The organism is Novosphingobium sp. TCA1, assembly GCF_009811895.1.
In the GTDB taxonomy this organism is placed as follows: Bacteria; Pseudomonadota; Alphaproteobacteria; order Sphingomonadales; family Sphingomonadaceae; genus Novosphingobium; species Novosphingobium panipatense_A.
Genome location: NZ_BLJH01000001.1, coordinates 212,242 through 232,299, shown reverse-complemented (window position 1 = coordinate 232,299; position 20,058 = coordinate 212,242). Strand labels below are relative to the sequence as shown.

Below are 20,058 nucleotides of genomic sequence, written 5' to 3'. Positions count from 1 at the left end.
GTATGGCAGCGATTCCCGTGCGGTCCCGGAATGGGACAAGAACGCGATCAATGCTGAAGCGCCGGGAACAAACCGTCAGGCCAGCACTTCCAGCGCCGGCCCCTGCCCCAGGAAACTGGCGGGACTGGCCGTGGCGCCATAGGCCCCGGCGCAGAACACCGCGATCAGGTCTCCCGCTTCGGCGCGGGGAAAGCCGCCCTTGTCGGCCAGCTTGTCGAGCGGGGTGCAGAGGCAGCCGACGATCGAGGCTTCCTCTTCCACCGGCGCACCGAAGCGCGTGGCGATGGCCGAAGGATAGTTGCGGCGCACCACCGTGCCGAAATTGCCCGAGGCCGCGAGCTGGTGGTGCAGCCCCCCATCGGTCACCAGGAAGACCTCGCCGTGGCTTTCCTTGCGGTCGATCACGCGGGCGATGTAGATCCCCGCTTCCCCCACCAGATAGCGGCCGAGTTCGATGCAGAAGGCGGTGTCCTTGAGGACTTCCGGCAGGTTCTGGAAACGCGCCGCCAGCCGCTCGCCCACCAGTTGCAGATCGACGGGTTTGTCGCCCGGGAAATAGGGGATGCCCAGCCCTCCGCCGAGGTTGCAGTGCGGCAGGGCCACGCCGCTCTGCAAGGCGAGCCGCGCCGCAAGGTCTAGCGCCTGGCCCTGGGTTTCCGCGATCGCTTCCGCGTCCAGCGCCTGGCTTCCGGCGAAGATGTGAAAGCCGCGCCATTCCGCGCCGCTGGCGGCGATGCGGCGGACGAGTTCGGGCACCCGCTCCGCATCGATGCCGAACGGCTTGGCGCCGCCGCCCATCTTCATGCCCGAGCCCTTGAGGTCAAAATCGGGATTGACGCGGATCGCCAGGCGCGGCGTCAGGGCCAGTCTTTCGGCAATGGCGAGGGCGCGATCGGCTTCGGCCTCGGATTCGAGATTGAGCGTCACCCCTGCCCGGATCGCCGCTTCCAGTTCGCGGTCGCGCTTGCCGGGACCGGCGAAGCTGACCAGCGCAGGGTCGATCCCGGCCCCGGTCACGATGTCCAGTTCGCCGCCGGAGGCGATGTCGAAGCCGTCCACCAGCCCGTTCATCAGCCGCAGCAGCGGCGGAAAGGGATTGGCCTTCACGGCATAGTGCAGCGCCAGCCTTTCCGGCATGGCCCGGCGAAGCTGCGCCACGCGGTCACGGATGCGGTCCGCCTCGTAGAGGAACAGCGGGGTATCGCCGACCTCTTCCACCCACTGCGTCACGGGCTTCCCGCCGACCACGAGCACGCCGCCCTCTGCGGCAAAACCGGCAGGGATCGGACCCAGCGCCTTCATGCCCCGGCTCCTGCCGCCAGTTCCGCTGCCAGTTCTGCCGCCAATCCGTTGCGGTCGATCTTGCCGTTAGGGCCGATCGGCATGGCTGCGCGCCAGTGGATCACTTTGGGTTGCATGAAATTCGGCAATTCCTTCATGAGCTTCTTCGGCAATTCTGCTTCCACGTCCGAAGTGCCCGGAGCGGCGCGGACCACAAGATGCACCGCCTGCCCCAGCCGCGCGTCGGCCACGCCCAGCGCCGCCGCCTCGGCGACAAGGCCGGTGGCCAGCGCCGCCTCTTCCACTTCCTGCGGGCTGATGCGGTTGCCCGCGCTCTTGATCATCGCATCCCGCCTGCCGACGAAATAGAGCAGCCCGTCCACGTCGCGCCGCACTCGGTCCCCCGACCAGACCGCCACACCGCCATAGCGCGAGCCCTTGGGTGCGGGCCGATAGCGTTCGGCGCTACGCTCCGGGTCCTGCCAATAGCCATGGGCGACCAGCGGGCCGCAATGGACCAGTTCGCCTTCCTCGTTATCGGCGGCGATCTCTCCGGCATCGTTCACCACCAGCACTTCGGCATGGGGAATTTCCTTGCCCATGGACGTCGGATGGGTGTCGATCAGGGCCGGGTCGAGATAAGTCGAGCGGAAGGCTTCCGTCAGGCCGTACATCGCGAAAAGCCGTGCCTGCGGGAAAAGGGCGCGCATGCGGCGCACGAGGTCCACGGTCAGCGCGCCGCCGGTATTGGTGAGGCGCCGCAGCTTGGCGGCCACTTCGGCAGGCCAGTCGATCTCGCAGATCTGCACCCAGAGCGGCGGCACCGCGCCCAGGCTGGTAATGGCGTGGCGGTCCACCGCCTTCATCACGTCACGCGGGACGAGATAGTCGAGCGGCACCGCGCAGCCGCCCGCATACCATGTCGAAAGCAGCTGGTTCTGCCCGTAATCGAACGAGAGCGGCATCACCGCCAGCACCCGGTCTTCGGGCGTGACGCCGAGATAGCCCGCCACGCTTTCCGCCCCCAGCCACATGTTGGCATGGCTGAGCATGACGCCCTTGGGGCGCCCGGTGGAGCCGCTGGTATAGAGAATGGCGGCCAGTTCCTGGGGATCGGCCTCGGAAGGCGCCAGATCCCCGCCAAGCGCCTGCGCCTCGGCCAGCGCCGCGCCTTCGTCGATGGCGCGGCAGGCGGCGGGCAGGTCGCCATGCTCCAGCGTGGCCAGCCGCGAGGGCGTGGCGATCAGCAGCACGGCGCCGCTGTCGGCCAGGATATGCGCCACCTGCCCGTGCTTCAGCAGCGGGTTGATCGGCACATGCACCAGGCCCGCGCGGGCGGCGGCCAGCGGCAGCAGGCAGGTCAGCTCGCCCTTGGCCGCCCAGGAGGCCACCCGCGCACCCTTTTCCGGCACTTCGCCTGCGAGCCATGCCGCAAGACGGGAGACACGCGATCTTAAGGCCTTGTAGTCCAGCACGTCTCCGCGCAGCACCAGCGCCTCGGCCGAATCCTCTCCGCGCAATGCGAGATGGTCTAACGGCAGGATCATGGCGGAAAGGCTCCACAGGAGTTCACAGGAACGTGGTACAGGTCGATTATCACCGCGATCTTAAGCAAGTGCAATCGGATGGCCAGCTAGCCGCCTGGCTTTCCGAGAGCAACCAGCGCGCCCCTTTCGACCGGCTGGACTGGTTCGCGGGACTGGCCCGGCATTGCGGGCTGGAACCGCTGATCGCCACCGCGCGCACCGAAAGCGACATCGCGGTACTGCCCTTGCGCGGTCATGGCGGCCACCTTCATGCGCTGTCGAACTGGTACACTTTCCGCTACCGCCCGCTTGCCTCGGGGGGAGACGGATTGCTGGAAGCGCTCGCACGCGATCTGGCCCGAAAGGCCCGCCGGGTGACCCTTTCCGGCCTGCCCGACGAGGACCGTAGCGCCTCTCGCCTCGAAAACGCGTTTCGCAGCACCGGATGGCTGGTTCGCCGCAGCGCCTGCGATACCAACCATGTCCTGCCCGTCGATGGGCGCAGCTACGAGCAATACCTCGCCGCGCGGCCCGGCAAGCTGCGCACGACGTTGAAGCGCAAGTCCGGCAAAGTGGAAACCCGGGTGCTGGACCGCTTCGATGCCGAAATCTGGCGCGCCTACGAAGCGATCTATGCCGAAAGCTGGAAGCCCGAGGAAGGCAGCCCGGCCTTCCTGCGCGCTTTTGCGGAAAGCGAAGGCAAGACCGGACGGCTGCGGCTCGGCGTGGCACTGGCGGACGGAGAGCCGGTGGCGGCGCAGATGTGGACCGTCGAGCACGGCACCGCCTGGATTCACAAGCTGGCGCACCGGGAGGCGGCGAAACCGCTCTCGCCCGGATCGGTGCTCAGCGCCGCGCTGTTCCGCCATGTCATCGATGTGGACCGGGTCGATCTGGTGGACTTCGGCACCGGCGACGATCCCTACAAGCGGGACTGGATGGAAATCGTGCGCCCGCGCTACCGGTTGGACATGTTCCGCCCCGGCGCGCCGCGCAACTGGCCGATACTGGGACGGGACATGCTGCGAAGCGGCGCGCAATATCTTGCCGCGACCGCGAAGCGCGGCTAGAGGCGCGGGGTTATCAAAAATGCCCGAAGAGAGGGGCCATGCAAGACGATACCGACCTGCTTCTGCGCCGCATCCTGACGGACGTGCTGGGCCTCAAGCAGGGTCAGGCCGAGACGTTCGATGCCGATACCGGCCTGTTCGGGCACTTGCCCGAGCTGGATTCGATGGCTGTCGCGGGCCTGCTGACCGAGCTGGAGGACCGGCTCGACATCATCATCGAGGACGACGAGATCGACGGCGAGATGCTGGAGACTTTCGGCGGCCTGCTGGAATTCGCGAAAGCCAAGCGCGCCACCGCATGACAGTGATCGCGGGGCGCATCCCATGACCCCCGCGACATGGCCGCTTCCGGGTAGTCCCGAAACCGCCCTCGCCTTCGACGCCGCGCGTCTGCGGCGGCTGCTGATCGTCCCCGCGCTGTTCGACGAAGGCAGTCGCCTGCGCCGCTTCACGGTGGAAGTCATGCGGCGGCTGGACTGTGCCGGGATCGATTCGCTGCTGCCCGACCTACCCGGCACGAACGAGAGCCTGCTTCCTCTGGATGCGCAGGACTGCGGCCTCTGGCGCGAGGCCATGCTGGTGGCTGCGCGGCATTTCGGCGCGACCCATGTGCTGGGCCTGCGCGGCGGCTGCCTCTTCACGCCCGACCTGCCCGCCTTCCACTATGCCCCGGTAAAGGGCGCACAAATTCTGCGCGGCATGCTGCGCGCCCGCATGCTGGCCGGCCGGGAAGCCGGACTTGATGAAAACCGCGAAGCCCTGACCGCCATGGCGCGGACCGAAGGCATCGCGCTGGCCGGATACGCGTTCGGACCCGCGCTGTTCAGCGAACTCGAGGGGCTGGAGCCTGCCTCCGGGCCCAGTGTCATCGCGCAAGAGCAGATCGGCGGCAGCGGCCTGTGGCTGCGCGCCGAACCGGACGAAGACCCTTCGCAGGCAGATGCCCTTGCCGCGATCCTGGCGGAGGCCCTGATCAAGGCAGGCCAGCCATGACCCGGCGCCATTTCAGTTTCCCCTGCGAGGGCGCGCAGCTCGTCGCCACATTGGACGAGGCGCCGGGTCAAACCGCGCTGCTGATCGTCTCGGGCGGGAACGAGGTACGGGCCGGCGCCTGGAACGGGCAGGCCCAACTCGCAGCAAAAGTCGCCGCAGCGGGCTTTCCCGTCCTGCGCTTCGACCGGCGCGGGGTGGGTGACAGCGCGGGGGAGAACCGAGGGTTCCGTTCCAGCGGGCCGGATATCCGCGCCGCCCTTGCCGCCCTGCGCGCCCGGTGCCCGCACGTCCGCTGCGTGGTGGGTCTGGGCAACTGCGACGCCGCCAGCGCGCTGATGCTGGCCGAGGGCGCCGGGCTGGATGCGCTGATCCTCTCGAACCCGTGGACCATCGAGGATGGCAAGGAAGAGGCTCCTGCCGAAGTCGTGCGCGATCACTATCGTCGCCGCCTGGCCGACCCTGCCGCGATCAGGCGGCTGCTGACCGGCAAAGTGGCCGTCGCGCCGCTTATCCGCAGCCTGCTCGCCGCGATGCGACCGGCGCCCGTTCGGCCAGAGGGTCTGGCACAGGAGATCGCACAAGGGCTGGCGGCATTTTCCGGTGAAGTCCGGCTGCTGGTCGCCGCGAGAGACCGCACCGGCCTCGCGTTTCTGGCTAGCTGGGACAAGGCGGATTCCCGCCTGCGGCACTGCGCGGGGGCGACGCACAGCTATGTCGAACCCAAAGCGCAGGACTGGTTGCTGGCGCAAGTTCTGGACGTGCTGAACGGGCAATAGGCAAGCCCGCCGGTTGCCGCCCGCTTTCGTCAGGACCCGGGGGGCTCACCCCCCGGAAATCCCGTCAGATCAGGCCTCGACTTTCGCCGCTTCGGCGAAGTCGCGGTGTGCAAGGTAGCGTTCGGCGTCGAGCGCGGCCATGCAGCCCGTGCCGGCAGCGGTGATGGCCTGACGGTAGACGTGGTCCATCACGTCGCCGCAGGCGAAGACGCCGGGGATGGCCGTCTTGGGCGTACCGGGCTCGACGAGGAGGTAGCCGGTCTCGTCCATGGCGAGCTTGCCCTTGAACAGCTCGGTGGCCGGGGCGTGACCGATGGCTACGAAAGCGCCGTCGGTGAGGATTTCGCTCTGTTCGCCGGTCTTGGTGTCGATCAGCGCCAGCGCGCGGAGGCCGCCGTCCTCGCCTTCCATGAAGCGCTCGACGCGCTTGTCCCACACGACCTTGATCTTGGGGTTGGCGAAAAGGCGGTCCTGAAGGATCTTTTCGGCGCGCAGCGTGTCGCGGCGATGGATCAGGGTCACTTCGTCGGAGTGGTTGGTGAGGTAGAGCGCTTCCTCGACCGCGGTATTGCCGCCGCCGATCACCACGACCTTCTTGCCGCGATAGAAGAACCCGTCGCACGTGGCGCAGGCCGAGACGCCCTTGCCCGAGAGTTCCTGTTCGCCCGGAACGCCCAGCCACTGCGCCTGCGCGCCGGTGGCGATGACGAGGGTGTCACCTTCGTAGATGTCGCCCGAATCGCTGGTGGCGGTGAAGACCGGACCGGAGAGATCGACCGAGGTGATGATGTCGTACATCATCCGCGTGCCGACGTGGACGGCCTGGGCCTCCATCTCCTGCATCAGCCAGGGGCCCTGGATGACCTCGCGGAAGCCGGGATAGTTCTCGACGTCGGTGGTGATGGTCAGCTGGCCGCCGGGCTGAAGACCCTGCACCACGATCGGCTCCATCCCGGCGCGCGCGCCATAGATCGCGGCCGAAAGGCCTGCGGGGCCGGAGCCGATGATGAGCATGCGGGTCTTGTGCGTCGTCGCCATGTTGAAAGTCTCCGGCGTGAAGTGGCAAGGGACACATATCCGTCCCAATATCGTTGGGGCGCGAGATAGGGCCAATCACCCCGGTTTGCCAAGCACTGCGCGCGCTAAGGAATATCTTGATCCCCGCAAATCCTGACTAACCCCTCATTGACCTTCGCCGCCCGGCGGATCACGGTTCCATGATGAAAAGCCAGCTTGGACCCACTTCGAACCGCTTCATCTCGCAGCGCCTCAGGCTCAACTACGTGGACTGGGGCAATCCCGATGCGCCGCCGCTGATCCTCCAGCATGGCGGGCGCGATCATTGCCGAAGCTGGGACTGGGTGGCCGAGGAACTGCGCCACGACTGGCATGTGATCTGCCCCGACCTGCGCGGCCACGGCGATTCCGAATGGTCGCCGGAGGGGCATTACGGCATGGACGCCTTCGTCTACGACTTTGCGCAGCTGGTCCACACGCTGGGGCGCGAGAAAGTGACGATCGTCGCCCACTCGCTGGGCGGCAACATCGCCACCCGCTTCACCGGGCTGTTTCCCGAAAGCGTCGAGAAGTTCGTCAATATCGAAGGGCTCGGCCCGCCGCAGCACATCCGCCGTCAGATGGAGGAACGCGGCGTGGGCGAACGCCTGAAACAGTGGATCGAGGACAAGCGCCGCGCCTCCGGCCGCGCGCCACGCAAGTACGCTACCCGCAAGGATGCCTATGAGCGCATGAAGGAGGAAAACGCCTTCCTCACCGAAGAACAGGCCCGCCACCTGACCATCCACGGCGCCAGCCGCAACGAGGACGGCACCTGGAGCTGGAAATTTGACAACTACGTCAACGTCTGGTCCGCCTCGGACCTGCCCACCGACGACGTGATCGCGCTGTGGCAGGCGATCTCCTGCCCGGTGCTGATGCTGTGGGGCAAGAACAGCTTCGCGCAGAGCCCTGCGGAAGACGGCCGGATAGACCATTTCCCCACGGCCACGCTGATCGAATATGAGAATGCCGGGCACTGGCTGCACCACGACCAGTTCGATCGCTTCATGGGCGACGTGAAAAGCTTCCTGTCCCGCTAAATTCGCCTCCGGCGAATTTTCAAACAGTATCGGAGCAACACGGCAATGACGGGCGGCCCAGCCGTCCGTCCGTCATTCCATCAGGCTAGGTGTCATCAGACTAGGGGCCATCAGGTCAGCAGAAAATAGCCCAGACCCAGCCAGCAGCAGGCGCAGAGCGCGACGGCGAGCATCAGGCCGCGCGCATCATGACCGTGTTCGCCGAAAGCGCCTTCATGGCCTGCATAGACGAGGCTGGAGCTTACGCCCCGGTCCAGCCCGGATATCCGGCCGACAAAACCCTCGGCACGGTTTTCGAAACGCATGATTCCCTGGTCAACGACCTTCATCAACAACATCCCCGCCTTGTGCGCAGCGGCCATTCCCGCCGGCTCGACACCGCCCGCCTTGTTGGCGTGACGCCTGCGACCTTTGCGCAGAATCGGATGCTAACATCTTCGCCGCCCCTTGCACAGACCACCTGCAAAGCCTCTCACCGCCCCAGAAAAACCCGTGTGAGAAAATTGGTCGGGAGGCGGCTGGAACATGCTCGTCTCCCATCATATACGAACGGATATAGCCAACCGGAGATCTCCCGCCATGCGACGGCTGCTCGCCTATCTGACTTCGCTGACGATGCTTTTCGCCGCCCTGGCGATGCCTGCCGCCGCACAGGGATCCGGCCCGCTCGTGCTGGCTGCCGCCAGCCTTCAGGAATCGATGAATGCCGCCGCCGATGCCTGGACGGCCAAGGGTCATCCGCGCCCGAAGATCTCCTTCGCCGGATCCTCCGCGCTGGCCCGCCAGATCGAAGCGGGGGCACCTGCCGATATCTTCGTCTCCGCCGACGAGCCGTGGATGGACGAAGTGCAGTCCAAGGGCCTGCTGCGGGCGAAGACGCGCGTGTCGTTCCTGACCAACGACCTGGTGCTGATCGCCCCTGCCGCGAAACCTTCGCGCCTGAAGATCCGCCCCGGCTTCGCGCTGGCCGCCGCTCTGGGGCCGAACCGGCTGGCCGTCGCCGACACCAATGCCGTGCCTGCCGGGGTCTATGCCAAGCAGGCGCTGACCCGGCTCAAGGTCTGGCCCTCCGTTCAGGGCAAGCTCGCGCCGGCGGAGAACGTGCGGGCCGCCCTCGCCCTCGTCAGCCGCGGCGCGGCACCGCTCGGCATCGTCTACAGCACCGATGCCCGCGCCGAACCGGGCGTGCGCGTGGTGGATACTTTCCCCGCCAGCTCCCACGATCCCATCAGCTACCCGGTCGCCGTGCTGGCTTCCTCGCGCCACAAGGACGCGGAAGGCTTTCGCCGGTTCCTGATCTCGGCCGAGGGCAAAGCCGTATTCCGCCGCTTCGGCTTCGGCACGCGGTGATCGCGATTCGCAGGCCCTCCCGGAACCCATTGCCATGCTGACCGCCGAGGAGTGGCAGATCCTGCTGCTGTCCCTGAAAGTCAGCGCCGTCGCCATGGCGGCGGCCCTGCCCGTGGCTTTCGCGCTGGCCTGGGTGCTGGCGCGCTGGCGTTTTCCCGGCAAGGTCCTGCTCGATGCGCTGGTCCACCTACCACTGGTGCTGCCACCGGTGGTGACCGGCTGGCTGCTGCTGATCGCTTTCGGGACCAACGCCCCCATCGGACGCTTCCTGTCCGACTGGCTGGGGCTGACCTTCATCTTCCGCTGGACTGGCGCCGCGCTGGCCGCCGCCGTCATGGCGCTGCCGCTGATGGTGCGGGCGATGCGGCTCTCGATCGAAGCCGTGGACAGGCGCCTCGAAAGCGCCGCGCGCACGCTGGGCGCGGGCCGCTGGCGCACGTTCGCCAGCGTCACCCTGCCGCTCGCCATGCCGGGCGTGCTGGCAGGCCTCGTGCTCGGCCTTGCGCGCTCCATCGGCGAATTCGGCGCGACCATCACGTTCGCCTCAAACATTCCCGGCGAAACCCAGACCCTGCCGCTCGCCATCTACAGCGCCCTGCAGATGCCCGGCTCCGAATGGCAGGTGACGCGGCTGGCGATCCTGTCGATCCTGGTCTCGGTGGCGGCGCTCGTCGCCTCCGAATGGCTGGCCCGGCGCAGCGGACAGGGAGCGGCACGCCATGCCCTTTGACGTCGAGATCGCGCTGCAGCGGGGCAAGCTGAAGCTGGACTATGCGTTTCGGACCGAAAAGGGCGGACTGACGGCGCTGTTCGGTCCCTCCGGCGCGGGCAAGACCTCGCTGCTCGACGCCATCGCCGGTCTCGCGCGGCCCTGCGAGGGACGGATCCTCGTGGAAGACACCGTGCTGTTCGACAAGGCCGGCCGGATCGATCTTCGGCCTGAGCAGCGCCGCTGCGGCTATGTGTTCCAGGACCTGCGCCTGTTCCCGCATCGCTCGGTGCGGGAAAACCTGATTTACGGCTGGCGCCTCGCCCCGGCCGAGCAGCGCTGGATGGACCTCGATACCGCGCTCGGCTTCCTGGGCATCGGCCACTTGCTGGACCGCAGGCCCGCGACGCTCTCGGGCGGGGAAGCGCAGCGCGTGGCGATCGGCCGCGCCCTGCTGTCCGGCCCGCGCTTCCTGCTGATGGACGAGCCGCTCGCCTCGGTCGACGCGGAAAGGCGCGAGGAGATCCTGACGGTGATCGAGCGCATTCGCGACGAACTGGCCCTGCCGATCCTCTACGTCAGCCACGATCGCGCCGAAGTGGACCGGCTGGCGGACCGGGTGATCGCCATCGAGGCGCCCCGGGCAATCAGTCAGGCAAAATAGCGGGTAAACCCGGCGGCAAGATTGCCGCAGCCGCGCGCCGCCCTATATCTGCGCTGCGCAAATCATTTGCATGAGAAGGATTTACACCATGACCATTGCCATCGGCGACAAGCTGCCCGACGTGAAGCTGATCAAGGCCGGCGAAAGCGGCCCGGAACCGGTGCAGAGCGCGGAATTCTTCGCCGGCCGCAAGGTCGCGCTGTTCTCGGTTCCCGGCGCCTTCACGCCGACCTGCTCGGCCAAGCACCTCCCCGGCTTCGTCGACAAGGCCGCCGACCTCAAGGCCAAGGGCATCGACGAGATCGCCTGCACCGCCGTCAACGACGCTTTCGTGATGGGTGCCTGGGGCAAGGCCAACGGCTCCGCCGACGTGACCATGTTGTCGGACGGCAACGGCGATTTCGTGAAGGCGCTGGACCTCGTGATGGACGGCACCGGCTTCGGCATGGGCCACCGCGGCCAGCGCTTCTCGATGGTCGTGAACGACGGCGTGGTCGAAGCGCTCAATGTCGAGGCGCCGGGCGCCTTCGAAGTCAGCTCGGCCGACCATATGCTCGGCCAGCTCTGATCTTCCTGGCATAAATTGGAAAAGGGGCGGTCTTCCTGCGTGAAGGCCGCCCATTTTTGCGTGCCTCGCATCGACGGGGCGTTGGCTTGCCGCTTGCCTCGCCCTGCGCCTTGCCCCGCCGTGATCACCCGGTTAGCGTGCGATCGAAGCGAGGAGCAGGCATGGCACGTTCGGTTATCGTCACGGGTGGTTTCGGCATTCTGGGCACGGCGGCGGCATCCGCTTTCGCCGCGGCCGGAGACAGGGTCACCCGTATCGACTTCGCCGCGCAGGCAGAGGCCCCGCTGGTCGGCGCGCTGGACATCGGCGGGATCGACCTGACCGACGCCGCCGCGACCGGGGCCGCGCTCGAACGGGTCGTCGCGGCCCATGACGGCATCGACGTGCTGGTCAATGTCGCGGGCGGCTTCACATGGGAGACGCTGGAAGGCGGATCGCTGGCAAGCTGGGCGCGCATGCAGGCCATGAACCTGACCACGGCGGCCACCATCACCCAGCTCGCCCTGCCTTTCCTCAAGCGCTCGGCGGCCGGCCGCGTGATCAATATCGGCGCGGGCGCCGCGATCAAGGCAGGCATGGGCATGGGCGCCTATGCGGCCTCCAAGTCCGGCGTCCATCGCCTGACCGAAGCCCTTGCCGAGGAACTCGCCGGAACCGGCGTCACCGTCAACGCGGTACTCCCCAGCATCATCGACACGCCCACCAACCGCGCCGACATGCCCGACGCCGATTTCGCCACCTGGGTGCAGCCGGAAGCGATCGCCGATGTGATCGGCTTCCTGGCCTCCGACGCCGCCCGCGCAATCACCGGAGCCCTGATCCCGGTAACGCGCGGCGGCTGAGGCCCGGCACTTTTTCCGGGAACGCACAGAGCAGATCGCCACCCGCCCGTAGCTCCTCGTCCCGTGCGACTTCCACCCCCCGCTCAGGCTGAGCTTGTCGAAGGATGGGGAGATCTCGCGCCACGCCTTAGGGGGCTTCTACAAGCTCAGCCTGAGCGGGGAGGCAGGTCCGCCTGAGCAACTTGGAACGTCGGCGTCCGGTAACACGCAGGGGTAGATTGCCACCCGCCCTCAGTTCCTCGTCCCTTGCGACTTCCGCCCCCGCTCATCCTGAGCTTGTCGAAGGATGGGAGGCCTCGCGCCACGCCTCAGGGGGTTTCGACAAGCTCAGCCTGAGCGGGGAGGCTAGGTCAGCGCGAGCAGCGCAAAACAGCCACCAGCGCCCCGGCGGCGCCGTCTCAGTCCCTCTCGCCGAACAGGCGGCTGGCCACGGCGTCAAGACGGGCGACCACGGTCGGGTCTCGCGCTTCGGGGGCGGTGATCAGGGCGTGATCGAGCGCGCGGTCGATCGGGCTGGGCGCGCGCTCTTCGGGAAGGCTCGCGGCGAGGGCCTGCAAGGTCTGCCGTGCCACGCGCGCATTGGCGTGCATGACTTCGAGGACATGGCTGACTTCCACGCCCGCCTCTTCCTCGCGCCAGGAATCGTAGTCGGTCACCATGCCCAGCATCGCGTAAGGCAGTTCCGCCTCACGGGCGAGCCGCGCCTCGGGCATGCCGGTCATGCCGATCACGTCGGCGCCCCACCCCCGGTACATGCGGCTTTCGGCGCGCGTCGAGAACTGCGGCCCTTCCATAGCGAGGTAGCATCCGGCCGGATGGACGACCGCCCCGGCCTGCCGGGCCGCCTCGCCCGCCATGGCCGCAAGGCGCGGGCAGACCGGATCGGCCAGGCTGACATGGGCAACGAGGCCGGTGCCGAAGAAGCTGCCTGCGCGGCCCGAGGTGCGATCGATGAACTGATCGACCATGACCATATGACCCGGCGCCATCTCCTCGCGCAGCGAGCCGATGGCCGATAGCGCGAGGACGTCCGTCACGCCGCAGCGCTTGAGCACGTCGATATTGGCGCGGTAGTTCACCGCGGAAGGCGGAATCGCGTGGCCCGCGCCGTGGCGGGCGATGAACGTTAGTCGCACGCCGCCTAGCCAGCCGGTCGTGACCGGGCCGGAAGGCTGCCCGAATGGACTGGAAACGGCGATTTCCTGCGCATTTTCCAGTTCGATACCGGCGGCCAGACCCGAACCGCCGATGATGCCCAAATGCCAGAAGCTGCTTTTCTCAGCGCGCAAGGATACCTGCCATGATGATGTCGATCGTGTGTTCGCGGTAGCGGTCGCGCAGTTCCTCGGTCAACGTGTCCTGGTCGAAGCAATGCTTCAGCACCAGCCTTGCCGAGAAGAAGCGGTCCACCGCACCGGTAACGGTAAAGTAGAAGAGTTGCGGATCGATTTCACGGAAGACCCCTGCCCGCACCCCGTCTCCGATCAACTGCTCGTAGGCGCGGTAGATCGGGGACAGATAGCTGTCGGCGATGCGGCGCGCCTCGGTATCGTCGCTCTCGCGCACCATGCGCATGGTCAGGCGGTTGAGGTAGGGCACCTCGTAGAAGGTATCGACCACTTTCCAGAGATGACGGCGCAGCTTCGCCTCGGGGGACCAGCCGTCCTTGGCCACGAGCGCGTCCACGCTGGTGACGATCGCCTGCCAGTCGCGGTCGAGCAGCGCCTTGAGCAGCCCGGCCTTGTTGCCGAAGTAGTACTTCACCAGCGCCGAATTGAGCCCGGAGCGCAGCGACAGCTCCGACAGCGAAATGTCGATCACGTCGCCGTCGCGCATGATCGCGCTGGCCGTGTCCAACAGCTGCGCCCGTGCGCCCGGAGGCAGCGCGCCCTGCTGGGTCGAGGACGTTTCCTGCACCATGCCCCTGCTCCGCGCGCTTACTTCGGCCCCATGCGGATCGCCCCGTCGAGCCGGACGGATTCGCCGTTCATGTAGTCATGTTCAAGCATGAAGAGCGCCAGTTTCGCATATTCCTCGGGCTTGCCGAGGCGCTTGGGGAAAGGAACCATCGCGGCCAGCGCATCCTGCACCTGCTGCGGCATCGCGGTCATCATCGGGGTTTCGAAAATGCCGGGCAGGATCGTGTTGATGCGGATCCCCTCGCTCATCAGATCGCGCGCGACCGGCAGGGTCATGGCCAGAACGCCGCCCTTCGAAGCGGCATAGGCGGCCTGGCCGATCTGCCCGTCCTGCCCCGCTACCGAGGCGGTATTGACGATGGCGCCGCGCGAACCGGCCTCATCGACAGGATCCAGCGTGATCATCCCCGCCGCCGACTTGCTGATGCAGCGGAACGTGCCGACGAGGTTGATGGCGATGACTTTCTCGAACAGCGCCATGTCGTGCGCGCGCGGTTCACCGGTCTCGCGGTTGCGGCCCACGGTCTTGGAAGCAGGCGCGATACCGGCGCAATTGACGAGAATGCGCTCTTGCCCATGGGCTGCGCGTGCCTTGGCGAAACCGGCATCGACACTGGCGTCGCTGGTTACGTCGACCGCGCAGAACACCCCGCCGATCTCGGCTGCCACGGCTTCGCCCGCCTCGGCATTAAGGTCGAAAACCGCCACTTTCACGCCCTGGGCCGCCAGGGCCCTTGCCGTGGCGGCACCAAGACCCGATGCCGCGCCGGTAACGACGGCGGACAGGCTGCTGTCGAGTTTCATGCTGCTTCCCCTTCCTGTTCGCGCAGAGGCGAGACCGAACGACTATCCGGCCCCGGAGCCCTGCACGCGCGATGATTTAATCGACCGGTTAAGCAGCTCCAACCGGCAGGTCAATCGCGCCGTGCGATCGGGCAGCAAAATCGCGCCCGCGACGTGTCTCGCGAAAGGGAAAATCAGATCCGCAGCGATCAGCCGACCGGATCCATGCCCCGCTGGATCTGCGAACGCTCGATGTTCGAACGGTCGCCGCGGCGCTGTTCCTGCCACTGGCTCTTGGTCATGCAGACCTTCTTGGCGCGCAAGCGCGAGCCGATTTCCGTGACGCGCTCGCACACGACGGGGTCGGCCTTCTCGATGTCGTTCTTGGCGACCGAAGGGGTGCCGGAAGAGGCGGGCGCTGCCGCCGGAGCAGCCTGGCCCCCTGCCTGAACGGCTGCCTGAGCGGCGGGTTCGGCCGCCATCGCGGGAACGGCCGCCAGGGCGCAAGCGGCGGCGGCGAGCTTCATGATCATCTGCATCGTGCAACTCCAAGACGCCGCCGTTTTGTTTTCAATCACTTGGGGCGCGCGCCGAAAGACTGGATGAAACGAAAGTAAATCGGGACGTATCGTACTTCAAGTGCGGGCGATGTCGAAGGCGATCGTCATGCGCTCGCCTGCCGCAAAAGGCCGGGTTCCATGCCACATCCAGGACGGGAACAGCACCAGACGGGCAGGCTTCGGCTCCACTGAAAGGCGCGGTTCCACATGGCCGAGCCCCTTCGGCGCACCGCCCAGATCCAGTTGCCCGTCACCGGGCGCAAGCCCTTCCGGTACGGTGAGGTAGAGTGCCGAACTGATCCAGCCCTGGGGGTGATGATGCGCGGTATGGAACCCCGCCCCGGCCAGCCGCACGGACCAGCTTCCGGCAAAGCGCGGACGCGCGGACCGCTGCTGCGAGAGCATCGGATGGGCCGGGTCGACGGGCGGAAGCTGCGCCTCGAACTGCGCGACTTCGCGGCGCAGTACTTCGCGGATGCGGGCGATCTCCGGCTCGCAGCGCGCCAGCAAAGCGCCGTCGGTCTGCGTCCCCCCGCGCACGGACTGGTCGAGAAAGCGCCCCGAACGCGCATGAAGCCCGCGCAGCACGGGAACCAGCTCCGCCAGCCCGATCTCGCCCGGATCGAGGTCGATCACCCGGACCAGCCCTTCCTGCCCGTCGAGCCAGTCCGCCCGGTCATCGCCCGTGAGACGCCAGATCAGTGCGGCATAAGGCCAGATCGCATCGGCGCCGCTGGCGGCAAGCCATGGCTCCAGTTCGGCGGCAGCGCGCGCCCCATCCCCGGCGCGCAGCAGATGGCGCAGGCGCCAGATGGCGTGGCCCTGATCGCGCGCCGCGCCCAACCCCTCGAAAGCCTCGGCGGCCTCGGCGCCGCGCCCCAGTTCGTCCAGTGCCGCAGCCCGCGCGAGGGGGAAGCTGCCCACCGGGCCATGGGCCGCGATCGCGCGCTCGGCCGCCGCCAGCGCTTCGGCATGGCGCTCTGCCGAGAGCAGAAGCTCGATCGCAAGGGCACGCAGCGCCTCGCCTTGCGGGAAACGCTGCAAGGCGGCCTCGATAGTGGCCATCGCGCGCGCGCCCTGCCCGGTCATCGCGGCAAGCTGCGCAAACTGGCGATGCCCTTCCATCCAGCCCGGATTGGCGGCGAGCATCGCTTCCAGTTCGCCAAGGCCCCGCGCGCCTTCGCCTTCGGCAAGCCGCGCCGATGCCAGGCCCAGGCGGATCTCGCCTTTCGCGGGCGCCAGCCGGGTCGCCTGCTCGAACAGCCGCGCGGCGGGCCTTCCCGCCTCCAGCGAGACATGCGCAAGCGCATGGACGACACCGGCATTGCCCGGAGCGAGCCGCATGGCCGCTTCCAGCGCGGCAATCGCCCCTTCGCGCCGGTCGAGCGCGCGGCGCAGCATCGCCGTCCAGTGCAGCAAGGTCACGTTCGCCGGATCCGGCGCGGGATTGCGCGTCAGCCATTCGGTGAGACGCGCTTCCGCCTGTTCCTCCTCGCCCTGTGCAAGCGCCTGCTCGGCGAGAGCGGCCAGCCTTTCCCGCTCGTCCGATGCGGTGAGCGTGCTCACAGCCCGCCCTCGCGGCCCGTCGCCGCAATGGTTGCCGCGACCGCCGCCCGCTCTCCCGACGCAAGATCGGGATGCCAGACGTCGAAGATCAGCACCACGCGCAGCACGTCCGTAGGGTTCATCGCTTCATGCTCTATCGTATCGTCGAAAGCGAAAGCCTCGCCCTCCCGCCATTCGCGCGTTTCCGCGCCTACCCGGAACCAGCAGCCGGGCGGGACCACCAGCGGAAGGTGGCAGACCAGCCGGGTATTGTCGACGCCGACATGGGGCGGAATGGCGGTATGCGGCGCCAGCAGCGAGAACATCGCATTGGGGGAAGCGCCCGGCACCACCGGTTGCGGAAGTCGGGACAGGATCTCCATCGTGCGCGGCGCCTGCGCGGCGTTCCGCGAAACTTCCGCGCCGTGTCTCAGCAGGTGAATGGCGCTCCAGTCCCGGCTGCGGTTGAGCGGCCGCCACTGGGCCAGGTTCTCGCGGTCCTCGTACTGGATATAGGGTTCCAGCTCGGCGCGTTCGGACTGGATCAGCGCAAGCATTTCCGCGCGGATCGCCTCGAAACCGGCTTCCACTTCGGCCAGCCAGGGCGTGGCATGGCGCGGATGGAACTCCCGCTCGACAAGGCCGGGATAATGGAAATGCGTGGGCTCGCTGTGGTAGACCCGCGTCTTGCGCAGGATATTGTCGCGAAAACGAGCCAGACGCCGCGCATTGTCGGCGGCGACTTCGGCCGAGGGAGCGGGCGCGCCCTCTGCTTCGGCCGCCTCGGCGACCTGCTCCAGCCGCGCCCCGCGTTTTTCCTGCCAATCCGCGTGAAAGGCCCGGCCTGCGGCCACAGCCGCTTCGAGCGGTGCGGGCATAGGCCCATCCGGGACCTGCGCCAGAGCCTCTCCCCAGGCGGTTCCGGCCTGGGCGTCACCGATCCGTTCCAGCAGCCCGGCCCGCATGACCAGCGCCATGAAATCGAGCGGCGCCAGTATCAGCGCGCCATGAACCGCCTCCAGCGCCCGGTGCGGTTGCCGCAAGGCCCGCCGCAACCCTGCCAGCTTGAGCCACTGCGCCACGGCAGCGGGTCCATCCACACCGCCGCCCTCCACCGGCATGCCCGATGTCAGCAACTGCTCCAGCGCCTGCGCGGCGGCAGGCAGGTTTCCGGCCGCTGCCAGCCGGTCCACTTCAACGAATGCCGAAATCCCTGCGTTCATTGCCCCCCCGAGCGCATTCAGGCTGGATCGATTGCGATGCCGGGCGGTCCACCCCAGGCCGGCATCCTGTCGTCATCGAGCGAATAGCCGAAGCGTTCGGCCCAGGGTCGCAGGATTTCCAGCACCGGTTCGAGATGCTTCTCGTATCGGCGCCAGCGCCCTGCGGCACGGGTATAGACCGCCTCGGTCACTTGCGCGTAGCTGGCTGTGCGCACGACGCCGCGCGTGCGGGCCGCCGCACGGTGATCGAACGCGGCACCGTTCCACGGCAAGTCCAGCCATTCGAACAGGGGCGCCAGCTCCCGCGCCTGATCCGCGACCAGCCTTTCGTAGACCACCGTTCGCACCGGCAGGTCGAACAGCGCCCGCGCCTGCTCCCAGTAGGAGAACGTCAGGTCGTAGAACTGTGCCGCCGTTTCCAGATCGAGGAAATTGCTCATCGCATTGTTCGGGCGGAAATTGGTGATGAAGCAGCTCAGGATCACATCGCAGGGATGGCGCAGTGCCAGCACGAACTTCGCATCGGGGAACAGGCGGCGGATCACCGGCACCTTGTTGAGATGCAGAGGATGCTTGTCGATCACCACGGTATCCGCGTCGAGCGTGCCATGGGCCGCGACGCGTTCGAAATAGCTTGCGCGCGCCGCGACAAGAGCCGCTTCGTCCAGCCCGGCCAGGGCATCGATGCCGCCCAGCTCCGCCTCGATCGCGCCGAAGAACGGTTCTTCCTCCAGCACCAGCGTATTGGGCGCGGTCATCAGCATGGTATCGAGCAGGGTCGTGCCCGAGCGGGGAAAGCCCAGCAGGATCACGGGCGCGGGCCGCTCGGCGACAGGCGCTTCCGTCCAGCCGTCTAGCCATTGCGGCGTCACCAGCGCCTTGTCGCGGGCGAGTTCAGCGCGGAAGCGCTCCGCCCGCTCGCCGGGACGCGACGGCTCTTCCAGGTGGCACGCGTTCATCGCCGCGAATTCGGCGAAGGCGTGGTCATAGCGGCCCATGCGGTCGAGCATGATGCCGCGCAGCTGGTGGCGGCGGTTGGCCATGACGACCTCGCCCGCCTGCTCCAGCGCCGCGAAGGCCTGTTCGAAATCTTCCCCGCGCTTGAAACGCAGGGCATCGATATAGGCGAGCGAAGCGGCATCCGTGCCGCTCGCGATCGCCCGCGCGCGCAGAGGCTCCAGTTCGGCCTCGCGGTTGCTGCGCTCATAGACGGCGGCGAGACCGACGAAGGAAGGGCCGAGCGCGGGCTCGATGGCCAGCGCGGCCTCGAACCGGCTTTCGGCAACCGCATAATCGTTCCGGCGGGCCGCCTCCTGGCCGTAGTCGGACTGCAGACCGGCATTTCCGGGTGCGCGTCGCGCAGCCTCGGCAATCGCCTCGTACTGGCGGTCGTCCATGCCGTTGTCACGGTAGAAGGCGGCCAGGGTCAGCATCGGCACATGGTCCTGCGGGAAGTCCCGCGCGGCGTCCTGCAGGACCCGCTCGCCCTCTTCCGCGTTCCCGTCCCTCAGGAATGCCGAGCCCAGGTTGATGCGGATCGGCGGGGAATCGGGCGCGAGCTTCATCGCCCGCTTCAGCAGTGCGATGGCTTCCCCGTGCTTGCCCTGTTCGGACAGGATATTGCCGAGATTGTTGAGCACCGACCAGTCGTCCGGCTGGCGCGCCAGGACGTGACGATAGAGCGTGACCGCCAGCGCGAGATCCTGCGCTTCCTGCGCGAGATGAGCGCCGAGCCGGGCAAGCCGCAGGCTCGGCTCCGCCAGTGCCGAAGCCTCGTCGCAAAGCACCCTCGCCTCTTCGCCGCGGCCGGTGCGGAAATAGGATTCTGCCAGGTTGGTCCGCACGACCAGATCCTGCGGGCGCAAGGATCGGGCGCGTTCCAGATAAGTCGCCGCGCGCTCGAACTGGCCGCGATGAAACTCCACCGCGCCGCCGAGAGCCGCCAGGGCCGGATCGCCTGGATTCGCCGCCGAAGCCGTCGCCACGGCCACTGCCGCTTCGTCGAGCCTGCCCATGCGCGCCAGTCCGGCGATGCGGCGAAGTTCTTCCGAAGGGCCGAATTCGACCGGGGGGGTGGCGGTTGTGGTCATGCTGCGAAAGTCCGAGATTCGTGGCGACATGAAGGCGCCGGATGAGGACGCCGGATACAA

Annotated in this window: 21 protein-coding genes; 10 read left to right on the top strand and 11 right to left on the bottom strand. The window is 67.5% G+C overall.

Features of this window, described 5'->3' with window-relative positions; all coding sequences use genetic code 11:
- Positions 1–75 precede the first annotated feature (75 nt).
- A complete protein-coding gene (locus NTCA1_RS01180) occupies positions 76–1,302 on the bottom strand; it encodes a pyridoxal-dependent decarboxylase, exosortase A system-associated (protein ID WP_159827450.1) in 1,227 nt (408 codons plus the stop codon).
- On the bottom strand, positions 1,299–2,828 hold the full coding sequence (locus tag NTCA1_RS01175) for an acyl-CoA ligase (AMP-forming), exosortase A system-associated (RefSeq protein WP_159827447.1): 1,530 nt from the start codon (positions 2,826–2,828) through the stop codon (positions 1,299–1,301). The genes NTCA1_RS01180 and NTCA1_RS01175 overlap by 4 nt, the downstream gene beginning before the upstream one ends.
- Before the next feature lie 32 nt (positions 2,829–2,860).
- Between NTCA1_RS01175 and NTCA1_RS01170 the strand changes: the two genes are divergently transcribed.
- The 4 genes from NTCA1_RS01170 to NTCA1_RS01155 are packed head-to-tail and all read left to right on the top strand — an operon-like array spanning position 2,861 to position 5,646.
- Positions 2,861–3,877, top strand: coding sequence for a GNAT family N-acetyltransferase (locus NTCA1_RS01170; protein ID WP_236549028.1), 1,017 nt, complete (start codon positions 2,861–2,863; stop codon positions 3,875–3,877).
- Positions 3,878–3,915: 38 nt separating this feature from the next.
- Positions 3,916–4,179, top strand: coding sequence for a phosphopantetheine-binding protein (locus NTCA1_RS01165; RefSeq protein ID WP_086492043.1), 264 nt, complete (start codon positions 3,916–3,918; stop codon positions 4,177–4,179).
- Positions 4,180–4,201: 22 nt separating this feature from the next.
- The gene (locus NTCA1_RS01160) at positions 4,202–4,870 is read left to right on the top strand and encodes a hypothetical protein (protein WP_159827441.1); all 669 of its coding nucleotides are present in this window, start codon (positions 4,202–4,204) and stop codon (positions 4,868–4,870) included.
- Positions 4,867–5,646, top strand: coding sequence for a hydrolase 1, exosortase A system-associated (locus NTCA1_RS01155; protein ID WP_159827438.1), 780 nt, complete (start codon positions 4,867–4,869; stop codon positions 5,644–5,646). Before NTCA1_RS01160 ends, NTCA1_RS01155 begins: the two co-directional genes overlap by 4 nt.
- A gap of 69 nt (positions 5,647–5,715) precedes the next feature.
- Here the strand turns inward: NTCA1_RS01155 and trxB are convergent, their stop codons facing one another.
- Positions 5,716–6,684 carry a thioredoxin-disulfide reductase gene (trxB, locus tag NTCA1_RS01150; RefSeq protein WP_086492046.1) on the bottom strand — a complete coding sequence of 323 codons (969 nt, stop codon included), beginning with the start codon at positions 6,682–6,684 and terminating at the stop codon, positions 5,716–5,718.
- A gap of 182 nt (positions 6,685–6,866) precedes the next feature.
- On the opposite strand from trxB, the gene NTCA1_RS01145 reads away from it, so the two are divergent.
- The gene (locus tag NTCA1_RS01145) at positions 6,867–7,745 is read left to right on the top strand and encodes an alpha/beta fold hydrolase (protein WP_086492127.1); all 879 of its coding nucleotides are present in this window, start codon (positions 6,867–6,869) and stop codon (positions 7,743–7,745) included.
- Positions 7,746–7,855: 110 nt separating this feature from the next.
- Here the strand turns inward: NTCA1_RS01145 and NTCA1_RS01140 are convergent, their stop codons facing one another.
- Positions 7,856–8,074, bottom strand: coding sequence for a hypothetical protein (locus NTCA1_RS01140; protein ID WP_133084241.1), 219 nt, complete (start codon positions 8,072–8,074; stop codon positions 7,856–7,858).
- A gap of 250 nt (positions 8,075–8,324) precedes the next feature.
- On the opposite strand from NTCA1_RS01140, the gene modA reads away from it, so the two are divergent.
- The 5 genes from modA (at position 8,325) to NTCA1_RS01115 (ending at position 11,878) form a co-directional block, all read left to right on the top strand.
- Positions 8,325–9,095 carry a molybdate ABC transporter substrate-binding protein gene (gene modA, locus NTCA1_RS01135; RefSeq protein ID WP_086492048.1) on the top strand — a complete coding sequence of 257 codons (771 nt, stop codon included), beginning with the start codon at positions 8,325–8,327 and terminating at the stop codon, positions 9,093–9,095.
- 34 nt (positions 9,096–9,129) lie between these two features.
- The gene (gene modB, locus NTCA1_RS01130) at positions 9,130–9,825 is read left to right on the top strand and encodes a molybdate ABC transporter permease subunit (protein WP_201282390.1); all 696 of its coding nucleotides are present in this window, start codon (positions 9,130–9,132) and stop codon (positions 9,823–9,825) included.
- Entirely contained in the window at positions 9,815–10,468 is a 654-nt protein-coding gene (locus NTCA1_RS01125; RefSeq protein ID WP_086492050.1) for a molybdenum ABC transporter ATP-binding protein, read from the top strand. Before modB ends, NTCA1_RS01125 begins: the two co-directional genes overlap by 11 nt.
- Before the next feature lie 88 nt (positions 10,469–10,556).
- Complete coding sequence (locus NTCA1_RS01120; RefSeq protein ID WP_086492051.1) at positions 10,557–11,036, top strand: peroxiredoxin; 480 nt, start codon at positions 10,557–10,559, stop codon at positions 11,034–11,036.
- Between the two features lie 161 nt (positions 11,037–11,197).
- Positions 11,198–11,878 (top strand): SDR family NAD(P)-dependent oxidoreductase, encoded by a 681-nt coding sequence (locus NTCA1_RS01115; protein ID WP_159827435.1) that lies wholly within the window; start codon positions 11,198–11,200, stop codon positions 11,876–11,878.
- Positions 11,879–12,276: 398 nt separating this feature from the next.
- On the opposite strand, the gene mtnP is transcribed toward NTCA1_RS01115, so the two are convergent.
- The 7 genes from mtnP to NTCA1_RS01080 all read right to left on the bottom strand — a co-directional run bounded on the left by mtnP (position 12,277) and on the right by NTCA1_RS01080 (position 19,998).
- Complete coding sequence (gene mtnP, locus NTCA1_RS01110) at positions 12,277–13,167, bottom strand: S-methyl-5'-thioadenosine phosphorylase (RefSeq protein WP_159827432.1); 891 nt, start codon at positions 13,165–13,167, stop codon at positions 12,277–12,279.
- Positions 13,157–13,798, bottom strand: coding sequence for a TetR family transcriptional regulator (locus NTCA1_RS01105; protein WP_086492053.1), 642 nt, complete (start codon positions 13,796–13,798; stop codon positions 13,157–13,159). The genes mtnP and NTCA1_RS01105 overlap by 11 nt, the downstream gene beginning before the upstream one ends.
- A gap of 17 nt (positions 13,799–13,815) precedes the next feature.
- Positions 13,816–14,601, bottom strand: a complete 786-nt coding sequence (locus NTCA1_RS01100; protein WP_159827429.1) for an SDR family oxidoreductase — start codon at positions 14,599–14,601, stop codon at positions 13,816–13,818.
- Positions 14,602–14,789: 188 nt separating this feature from the next.
- Positions 14,790–15,119: a hypothetical protein gene (locus NTCA1_RS01095; RefSeq protein ID WP_086492055.1), complete on the bottom strand. Its 330-nt coding sequence runs from the start codon at positions 15,117–15,119 to the stop codon at positions 14,790–14,792.
- Between the two features lie 96 nt (positions 15,120–15,215).
- Complete coding sequence (locus NTCA1_RS01090; RefSeq protein ID WP_159827426.1) at positions 15,216–16,706, bottom strand: putative 2OG-Fe(II) oxygenase; 1,491 nt, start codon at positions 16,704–16,706, stop codon at positions 15,216–15,218.
- Positions 16,703–17,908 carry an aspartyl/asparaginyl beta-hydroxylase domain-containing protein gene (locus NTCA1_RS01085; RefSeq protein ID WP_159827423.1) on the bottom strand — a complete coding sequence of 402 codons (1,206 nt, stop codon included), beginning with the start codon at positions 17,906–17,908 and terminating at the stop codon, positions 16,703–16,705. Before NTCA1_RS01085 ends, NTCA1_RS01090 begins: the two co-directional genes overlap by 4 nt.
- A 17-nt stretch (positions 17,909–17,925) precedes the next feature.
- Positions 17,926–19,998, bottom strand: a complete 2,073-nt coding sequence (locus tag NTCA1_RS01080) for a tetratricopeptide repeat-containing sulfotransferase family protein (RefSeq protein ID WP_159827420.1) — start codon at positions 19,996–19,998, stop codon at positions 17,926–17,928.
- Positions 19,999–20,058 lie beyond the last annotated feature (60 nt).

Excerpts from the sequence above, each read along its gene's own strand:
- NTCA1_RS01180 (WP_159827450.1), bottom strand. The coding sequence starts at position 1,302 with ATGAAGGCGCTGGGTCCGATCCCTGCCGGTTTTGCCGCAGAGGGCGGC.
- NTCA1_RS01175 (WP_159827447.1), bottom strand. The coding sequence starts at position 2,828 with ATGATCCTGCCGTTAGACCATCTCGCATTGCGCGGAGAGGATTCGGCC.
- NTCA1_RS01165 (WP_086492043.1), top strand. The coding sequence starts at position 3,916 with ATGCAAGACGATACCGACCTGCTTCTGCGCCGCATCCTGACGGACGTG.
- NTCA1_RS01160 (WP_159827441.1), top strand. The coding sequence starts at position 4,202 with ATGACCCCCGCGACATGGCCGCTTCCGGGTAGTCCCGAAACCGCCCTC.
- NTCA1_RS01155 (WP_159827438.1), top strand. The coding sequence starts at position 4,867 with ATGACCCGGCGCCATTTCAGTTTCCCCTGCGAGGGCGCGCAGCTCGTC.
- trxB (WP_086492046.1), bottom strand. The coding sequence starts at position 6,684 with ATGGCGACGACGCACAAGACCCGCATGCTCATCATCGGCTCCGGCCCC.
- NTCA1_RS01145 (WP_086492127.1), top strand. The coding sequence starts at position 6,867 with ATGAAAAGCCAGCTTGGACCCACTTCGAACCGCTTCATCTCGCAGCGC.
- NTCA1_RS01140 (WP_133084241.1), bottom strand. The coding sequence starts at position 8,074 with ATGAAGGTCGTTGACCAGGGAATCATGCGTTTCGAAAACCGTGCCGAG.
- modA (WP_086492048.1), top strand. The coding sequence starts at position 8,325 with ATGCGACGGCTGCTCGCCTATCTGACTTCGCTGACGATGCTTTTCGCC.
- modB (WP_201282390.1), top strand. The coding sequence starts at position 9,130 with ATGCTGACCGCCGAGGAGTGGCAGATCCTGCTGCTGTCCCTGAAAGTC.
- NTCA1_RS01125 (WP_086492050.1), top strand. The coding sequence starts at position 9,815 with ATGCCCTTTGACGTCGAGATCGCGCTGCAGCGGGGCAAGCTGAAGCTG.
- NTCA1_RS01120 (WP_086492051.1), top strand. The coding sequence starts at position 10,557 with ATGACCATTGCCATCGGCGACAAGCTGCCCGACGTGAAGCTGATCAAG.
- NTCA1_RS01115 (WP_159827435.1), top strand. The coding sequence starts at position 11,198 with ATGGCACGTTCGGTTATCGTCACGGGTGGTTTCGGCATTCTGGGCACG.
- NTCA1_RS01105 (WP_086492053.1), bottom strand. The coding sequence starts at position 13,798 with ATGGTGCAGGAAACGTCCTCGACCCAGCAGGGCGCGCTGCCTCCGGGC.
- NTCA1_RS01100 (WP_159827429.1), bottom strand. The coding sequence starts at position 14,601 with ATGAAACTCGACAGCAGCCTGTCCGCCGTCGTTACCGGCGCGGCATCG.
- NTCA1_RS01095 (WP_086492055.1), bottom strand. The coding sequence starts at position 15,119 with ATGCAGATGATCATGAAGCTCGCCGCCGCCGCTTGCGCCCTGGCGGCC.
- NTCA1_RS01085 (WP_159827423.1), bottom strand. The coding sequence starts at position 17,908 with ATGAACGCAGGGATTTCGGCATTCGTTGAAGTGGACCGGCTGGCAGCG.
- NTCA1_RS01080 (WP_159827420.1), bottom strand. The coding sequence starts at position 19,998 with ATGACCACAACCGCCACCCCCCCGGTCGAATTCGGCCCTTCGGAAGAA.